Origin of the sequence: Empedobacter sp. UBA7494 (assembly GCF_002478465.1) — a bacterium.
Lineage (GTDB): Bacteria > Bacteroidota > Bacteroidia > Flavobacteriales > Weeksellaceae > Empedobacter > Empedobacter falsenii_B.
In genome coordinates, this window is the sequence record NZ_DLOC01000041.1 from 57,453 (window position 1) to 66,729 (window position 9,277).

The window sequence follows — 9,277 nt, forward strand, 5'->3', positions numbered from 1 at the left end:
GTGTTTGTGAGGTTTTATTCCTGGATGTTTTGGTTTGTTGGGGGGGTGTTACTCTCCTCCTTCGGTCAGGTGTACCATCTGGCTTATTTGGCTTCGGTCCTGGTTTAAAACAATAGATGTTGTTCATATAGTATAAATATTAAATACACTACAATTTATATTATAATCACGTCAAAATATTTCGCTGATTAGTAATGTTTTATATTTTACTTTTTTAATATATTTACAATTACCAAAAAATTAATAATACTTGAAATGCAACAAGAACCTAAACTTAACGTAAGTATAGAGAATTATTCCTTTATCAATTATACCTTCGTTTCTAATAAACTTAATTTTATTCAGAACATTCGCTTAGAAAATACAGCTGAGGAAATCGAGAATATTAAACTTACTATAAAGTCAACATTCAATCTATTTGAAGATTATATAATTTATCAAGATAAAATTCGCGAGAACGAAATATTAACTTTCAAGGAGTTAGATTTTAAATATAATCTACCCTTATTAAAAATTTTATCAGAGAAAGATTTAGATAAAATAATTGTAGAAGTATTTAGCAACGATGAATTACTGATTCAATATGATTTTACGATAGAAGTATTACCTATTGATTATTTTGGTGGTCTACAGGTATACCCACATTTATTGTCATCTTATATTTTTCCTAATCATGATTTAATATATGATTTAAAAGCAGAAGCAATTAAAATACTTGAATCTAACGGTTATTTAACTCAATTCGAAGGATACCAATCACAAAATAAAGAAAGAGTTTTACAAGTTGTTTCTGCAATTTATAAAACGATTCAAAACCAAAAAATTGTATATAGTGCGATGCCTGCAAGTTTTGAAAAATCAGGTCAAAGAATTCGTTTAATAGATAAAGTCTTAAATAGAAAATTTGGAAATTGCATCGATTTATCTTTATTATTTGCGTCAATATTAGAAGCTGTAGATCTTAATCCAATTATTGTTATCACTTCTGGACACGCATTTGTTGGGGTTTGGTTAGAAGATAAGCGTTTTGATGGAATGATTAATTTCGATGTGACTGCTCTAACAAAAAGAATGGCTAAAGGCATTAAACAATTAGCTTTAATTGAGACAACGAATCTTTGTAAAGGAAATGATATTCCATTTTCTCAAGCAATGGATAATGCCGAAAAACAGTTATTAGCAGATGATAATTTTATATTGTCAATAGATGTAAAAAATACAAGATCCTATGGGATACAACCTCTATCTTTAAAATCGGATATTAATCCGATTATTAGTAATCTAGACTTTTCTAACGAAAATAAGGATAATGTGGTAGATGAAGATTTTGATTTAGGAATTTCATACGATGATTTAGAATTAACCGATTTATCTAACCTAACCAAGCAAAAAATATGGGAACGTAAATTACTTGATTTATCCTTAAGAAATAATCTTCTAAACCTAAGATTCACTAAAAGTATGCTTCAGATAATCGATTTGAAGTCACATCTTTTAGAGGATAATTTAGCAGATGGTAAAAGTTATATCATTCAACCAGATAATAATCTTCCGATTACTAGACGATATAATGTTTATAATCCTCCTTTGCATTCATCAGATCCTTTATTTAAACTTGCAGATGATGAATTTAATTATGGTCGATTATTGACTTATTATCATAATGATGATTTAGATAAAATCCTTACAAACTTATATAGATCGTCTAAACAAGCAGAAGAAGAGAATGGGAAAAGTACATTATACTTAGGGATTGGATTATTGAAATGGTTTGAACCTAAAAATAAATTCCAACCACGTTATGCTCCAATTTTATTAATTCCAGTAGAATTATCACGTAAGTCAGCAAATTCAAAATATACTTTGCGAAGTAGAGAGGAAGAAACAATGATCAATATAACATTGTTAGAATACTTGAAGCAAGAATATAAATTAAACTTGAACAGCTTAGAAACATTACCAACAGATGATTTTGGGGTTGATGTGCCTAAAGTTTTAGCGTTAATTAGAAATGCGGTAATGTCTTTAGAGGGTTGGGATGTTTTAGAGCAAACGGTATTAGGGATTTTTTCGTTTAATAAATTAATTCTGTGGCAAGATATTTCAAAATATTCGGAAGAAATAGAGAAAAGTTCAATCGTTAAAAGTTTAATCGATGGTAAATTATCTTCATCACTGCATAGTGTTGAAGGGAATGAATTGGAGTTAGAACATTTACCTACATCTTCTTTAATTCTACCTATTTCAGCAGATAATTCCCAATTAAATGCGGTTAAGAACGCCAATGAAAATAAAACTTTTATTTTACATGGACCTCCAGGTACAGGGAAATCACAAACGATTACAAATATTATAGCTGATGCATTAGCGAATAATAAAAAAGTGCTTTTTGTAGCTGCAAAAAAAGCTGCATTAGATGTTGTACATACTCGTTTAGAAAATATAGGTTTAGGACCTTTTTGCCTAGAATTACATTCTAATAAATCGAAGAAATCAGATGTTTTACAACAATTTGAAAGAACTTTAGATGTTCCTAAATACCAAACGAATGAGAGTTTTTTGGAGGAAGCTAATCGTTTAGATTTGAAACGTAAAGAATTGAATCAATATGTAATTAAACTTCACGAAAAAAATACAATTGGATGGAGTATTTATGATACAATTTCATATTTAGAATATTATAATATTCAATTTTCAAATGAGTTACGCGTTCCGATTAATTTTGATCTTTTAAACTTAAATAAATGGAATGAGTGGCAAAGTTGGATTACTGCATTTGATTCGGTAATAAGTAAAATTGGGATTCCAAATCAACATCCATTAAAATATATCAAGAATCAAAATAATCAATTTGATTTAAAAATAAATATCACGTCAGCTATTCAAAATTTTATACATTCTACAAGTGAAAAGAATGTATTAATGGAGAAGTATAAAATAGAGGATGCAGAAATTGAAATATATTTATCAATCATCAAATTTATCCAGAATAATGATATTAATACTGATTTAATTGATTTTGCTGTAGATGAGATAAAAAAGAGCCACTTAAATGAATGGGTGAAAATTAATGAATCTATCGCTAAAACTTCAGATTCAATCACACAAGAATTTAATTCGAAAATTATTGATTTTAATTACGAAGAAATTCAAATGTTATGGAATCAATCGAAACATACGTGGTTTATTCCGAAATGGTTAAAGCAAAGAAAAGTTAAAGGTGTTTTACAAGGATTTTCTTCCAATAAAATAAATGATTCTACTCGTATAGATCAATTATTTTCTAATCTCGATGAACTGAAAAATCAATCAAAGAATTTAAATGATGAAAAATTTAATGTTTTTGACATTAAACTGGAGAAGTACAAACCAAGTAATCGAATTAATAAAGATAAAATCAAACAAGATTTAGAAAAAGTAGAGGAACTTGTTGGTTTATCAAGCAAATTATCAAAAGATAATGCGAATAATTGGTTAAAGGAGATCATTCTAAATATTGAGTTTAAAAATGATATTGAAAATGTAATTCATAAAATTGAAACAAACGAAACCAATAAAAGGTCGTTATTAAATTATTTAGATCAAATTCCGAATGAAGATGAGTTATTGAATATTATAAAGCATATTGATGGCTTAGATGAATGGCTTAAATTTAGAAGTTATGAAGAGAAGTCGAATGAAATTGATACCAGCTGGTTTATTGAAAAAATAAATGAAGGTGTAATCGATTCAAATAATGCTGAACAAGAATTTGAAAGAGTCATTCGATTAAATCATTTTGTGCAATCCATATATTCTTCTGATGAATTGAATCATTTTGATGCTGATATATATGAATCATTAATCAAACAATACAAAGAAATTCATCAACAATATACAGAATTATCTAAACAGCAATTGGTAGCACAACTAAGTGCTAAAATTCCAAATCTTTCGTTGGAAGCGGCACAGAGTTCTGAAATAGGGATTTTACAAAAATCGATTAGAAGTAAAGGAAGAGGAATTACAATTCGTAGATTATTCGACCAAATTCCTACGTTAATTCCAAGATTAAAGCCTTGTATGTTGATGAGTCCAATTTCAGTTGCTCAATACTTTGATGTAAATCAAGAACATTTCGATTTAGTCATATTTGATGAAGCTTCTCAATTACCAACTTCAGAAGCAATTAGTGCATTAGCGAGAGCAAAACAAGCAATTATTGTAGGTGATCCAAAACAGATGCCTCCAACAAGCTTCTTTGCTTCAAATAAAATAGATGAAGAAAATATGGAATTAGAAGATCTAGAAAGTATTTTAGAAGATACTCTAGCGTTATCAATTCCATCGAATCACTTATTACGCCATTATAGAAGTAAACACGAGAGTTTAATATCGTTCAGTAATAAGAACTTTTACGACAGTAAATTGTTAACGTTTCCATCGCCAGATGACCTAAATCAAAAGGTAACTTTTGAACACATTAAGGGTTTTTATGATAAAGGGAAAACACGTACCAATAAAAATGAAGCCTTAGCCATTGTTGAATACATCAAAAAGCATCTTCAGTCTGGGAATAAGAAATCATTAGGGGTAGTAACTTTTAGTCAGGTACAACAAGAATTAATTGATGATTTATTACAAAAATTATTTCAAGATTATCCACAATTAGAGGAGTTTGCTATGCAAAATGAAGAACCGATTTTCATTAAGAATCTTGAAAACGTACAAGGTGATGAAAGGGATATTATTCTTTTTTCAATTTGTTACGGTCCAGATGAAGAAGGTAAAATCGCAATGAATTTTGGTCCTTTAAATAGAGATGGTGGATGGAGAAGATTAAACGTAGCTGTTACAAGAGCACGATATGAAATGAAAGTATTCTCTACTCTTAAAGGGGATCAAATTGATTTAAATCGTACAAAATCTGAAGGGGTAAAAGGTTTAAAAGAATTCTTGAATTTTGCTGAAAAAGGAAATTATATCTTACAGAAGAATAGTTCTCAATCAAATAAAATTACGTTAATAGATGCGATTGAAAAGGCTTTATTAGATAATGGTTTACAGGTAAATAAATACATTGGAACTTCAAATTATAAAGTAGATTTAGGGATTATTAATCCTGAGAATAATAAAGAGTATATTTTAGGAATTCTAGTAGATGGAGAGAATTACAACGATATTAATACAACGAATGATCGTGAATTATTAGCACCTAATGTTTTAAAAGCTTTAGGATGGAACATCTATCGTATATGGACTTTAGATTGGTTAAAGAATAAAGAAAAATGCATAGAGGAAATAAAGCAACTAATTTTTGATATTCAAGAAAATAAAATTGTAGAACCTAATCCAGTAGTACAAGAAATTCAATTGAAAGAAATACCTCAATCTAATCTTTTAGTAGAGGAAAAAGCAGGAAGTAAATTGAGAGTGCCTTATCAATCAGCTGTTATCGAGTCTATTGATTTTGCAAATTCAGAATCCATCTATTATATGGAAAATAGACCTGTAATTCTAAATCAAATGAAGGAAATCATAACTGTGGAAGCGCCAATTAGTAAATCTTTATTGTTTAAAAAGATTTTAAAATTATGGAATACCTCAAGAGCAGGTTCAAAATTGAATAACTATTTATCGGATATAGTAGTTTCAATTCCTGAGGTGGTAATAACTGAAGGTCATCAAGATTTTTATTGGGTATCAACGCAACAACCACAAGAGTTAGAAACATATCGTGATAATACAATTGAAAAAAGAACTATCGAGGATATTGCGCCAGAAGAAATAGCTATTGCGATACAAGAAATTATGGATGCTAACATTAGTTTAAATAAAGAAGATTTAATCAAATTAACAGCAAAAGCTTTTGGCTTCTTAAAAGTCGGAAACCAAATCAATAATATTTTAGATCAAGTGATTTTATCAATGGTCAAGCAAGATCAATTACTTCTAAACGAAAATAGAATTTCTGTAAAATAGTATCGATAAATTAGATTATTCAAGAAATCCATCCAACGCGCAGAAAAAGATAACGCTTTGATCCTTGTGATAGTTTTATTATTTATCCGACAGAAAAGGAATTTTTAAGAATATAAATCCTCAACTCATAGTTGAGGATTTTTTAAAATTTAAACATAATTATATATGCCTAAAATACTTATTGTAAATTAGCGAAAAATCTAATTTATGCCTAAAAATGATGCACTTAATTATCTTAAAGATAACAATATTTGGATTAAAGGTATATGTACAATTCTAATTATTGTTTATATACTTTTCCCATTTTTAGATATTCAGTTAAGCGATTCATTTTTTTTAAAGAAAAATATTTCAAAATATCACAGTTTTAATTTTATCTATTGGATAATATGCAGTGCAATTATATTATACAATATATACTGCTTATTTATAAGAAAATATGTGTATTCTAAATTTTATTTATTTACGACTACTGTCCTTTCAATTTCATATTTTTTTATACGATTCGATGACTCATTAAGAACCAATATCAAATTTTCTGAATTTGACAGATATCTCAATATTCCTTTTTATTATTTAGATATTTTGTTAATGATTCTATTTTTTAATATAATCCATCTAATTATTAGAAGTTGTGAAGAAATATATCCAAAAAGTGAGATTATCTATTTTACAGATAGTACTGATGACGATGAAATTTTAAATGACGATGATAACGTGTATGAACTCCAGAACTACATTGATAATATAAATGATTTGATTACAAAACAATCTCCAAAAAGAACTTTTACGATAAGTATAAATTCGAAATGGGGAACAGGTAAAACATTCTTTTTAGATAAACTCGAAAAGAAATTACGAGAATCAAATGAAATTATTATAATCCCTTTTAATGCTTGGAAATTTGAAGATTCACCTTCTTTACTAAAAGAATATTTTGATACAATAGGTAAGGAGTTGAGTAAATATGATGCAAATGCTTCGAAGGCGTTTCATAATTATGTACTATCAATTTTTAATTATGGAGGTGTTAATTTAAAATCATTTGTAGAAGGAATCTCGGATTATTTAATAGGTAATAGAGATAATTCTTTAAATAAAACTAAGCAAATTGTAAAAAATCTAGATAAAAAAATAGTTATTATAATTGATGATATTGATCGTTTAAAGAAAAAAGAATTATTCGAAGTTCTAAAATTAATTAGAAATCTATCTGATTATCCTAATTTTTATATCATAACAACTATTGATAATAATTATTTATTAAAAGAAGGAAAATTGGATGGTAGTTATCTAGAGAAGATTTTTAATATTCAAATTGATTTACCTTTAATAAATAATTATACTTTGAATGAATATTATAATAAATGCATTAATGTTCTATTAGACAAAGAAATAGCAAAGTTAATTATTGAAAGCACAAATATCCTTTTTAACGAATCAGGATTTTTTAATGTTTGGAACACATTAAATTATGATAAACAAATTACAGCTGAAAAAGATTTAAATCTTGACAATTTATTTGAAAATGTTCAATTACAGCTAATAAACTTTTTAGAAAATCGTAGACAAGTTAAAAGATTTATTAATAATTTAAAATTTGCACATTATACTAAAATTAATCATTTTGATTTGTTGATAGAAAAATTCCTTTTAGTTAGATTATTGATATTTAGATATCCAATAATGAAACACCTGATGTCATTTGAAAGTATTAAATATTATACTAGTAAAAATAATCAAGGTAAATTAACTTTTAATAGAAAGATTTTTTTAGATTTTGCTGAGAAAGATTTAATTGATTTAAATTCTTATGATAAATCGATTATACTAGCTTCTTTAGATTATATTTTTTCTAATCAACTTAATTTAATTAATGACATAAGTAATGAATATTATTATCCTATCTATTTAGATTCTTATACTAATTCTTTATCTAGAACTGAAATAATTGTGAAGTTTAAAAATGGTGAATTAAAAGATTTTATTATAAAATATTTAGACTCTACAGATTTACATTTTATAAAGAAGGTATTAATCAATGAATTAGATAATTTTGAGATTACTGATATTTTAGAGTTAATAAAGTTTTTGTCAGAGGATGAATTCCAAATTCTAAATGGAATGGATTTTTTAGAAATAATAAATAAAATTGAGAAAAGTAAATTATCAGAATTAGCAAAACTTATTTTATCAGAAGAATTTATAAATAATTGTATTCATTTCAAAGATGTGATAAAAAATTATTATTATTTACTAATAGACCCTGAAAAACGTAATGGAGATAACGTATTTGCTGTTTATTTACAATATGATGATTTAACAGAAGATGTAAGAAAAGTTTTTACTAAAGAAAAAATACAAGAAATATTAATTAAAGATTTAGAAACTAAATCTTTGAATTTAAATTACGACAATAAGTATTTCAATCCTTTAGAAAGTGAATTATTTTATTCATATAACTATCATACAAATATTATTAAGGTAAACACATTTTATCCAGAAGCGAAAAAAATATTAAAATCATTATTAAAAGATTTAGAATTCAGAACGTACATTATTTTATGTTACAATTATAGCTATGATTCGAAAAGAATTTTCGAAATTTATTCGATGCTAATGATGGATGATCAAGAGCAAAGAGATTTTGAAGAAACAGCTAATTTAGGTATGATCTATGGCTTTGATAAAGTAAAAAGTACAGATATAGATAATGATGAAGAAATGCTTGAAAAATTAAAATTAATCAATAATATTTCTTTTATAATCTACGATTTAGAAAGGTTAAAATCATTATTTAAGAAAATTAAAAATGAGGATATTACATATGTATCTTATGTAGAAAAGATAAAAAGTAATAATCTTGAGAAATTTAAAAGATATTTAGGTCTTCAAGATTAATATATTTAAAAGCTCCCCCCAACTAAATCTAATCCAGTTGGGGATTTTTTTTAGCGGCCAACAAAAGCAAAAAACTTGTTCCATCACATTCCAAAACAGAGAGCAACCAGCCGCCTCTCCAAAGCTATTTTACATAACATGTCATTATAGTCGCCTAGCGGGCTTCGGGGACAAGCCCACTATAATCATATTATGTAAAATAGCCCCTTCCTTTACCTGTCCGAAGCAGAGAGTATCTCATGTCGTTTTTTGCCCTTGTAGAAGTAGCAGTATTGCCACAATCATTTTTGCGCAACGATTTACTCCGTTAGGCTCATTTCACTATCCATACGTTTTTCAAGCCCAGTAATAACTAATTACGATTTACTAATCACCAATTACTAAGCGAAGCGTTCCATTCACCCAACTCCGCAAA

2 protein-coding genes are annotated in these 9,277 nt (G+C 27.1%); both read left to right on the forward strand.

Going from position 1 to position 9,277, the window contains the following annotated elements; all coding sequences use genetic code 11:
• Positions 1–255: 255 nt before the first annotated feature.
• Entirely contained in the window at positions 256–5,961 is a 5,706-nt protein-coding gene (locus B4E95_RS04340) for a DUF3320 domain-containing protein (protein ID WP_291090208.1), read from the forward strand.
• 207 nt (positions 5,962–6,168) lie between these two features.
• The gene (locus B4E95_RS04345; protein ID WP_291090212.1) at positions 6,169–8,862 is read left to right on the forward strand and encodes a KAP family P-loop NTPase fold protein; all 2,694 of its coding nucleotides are present in this window, start codon (positions 6,169–6,171) and stop codon (positions 8,860–8,862) included.
• The last annotated feature ends 415 nt before the right edge of the window (positions 8,863–9,277 follow it).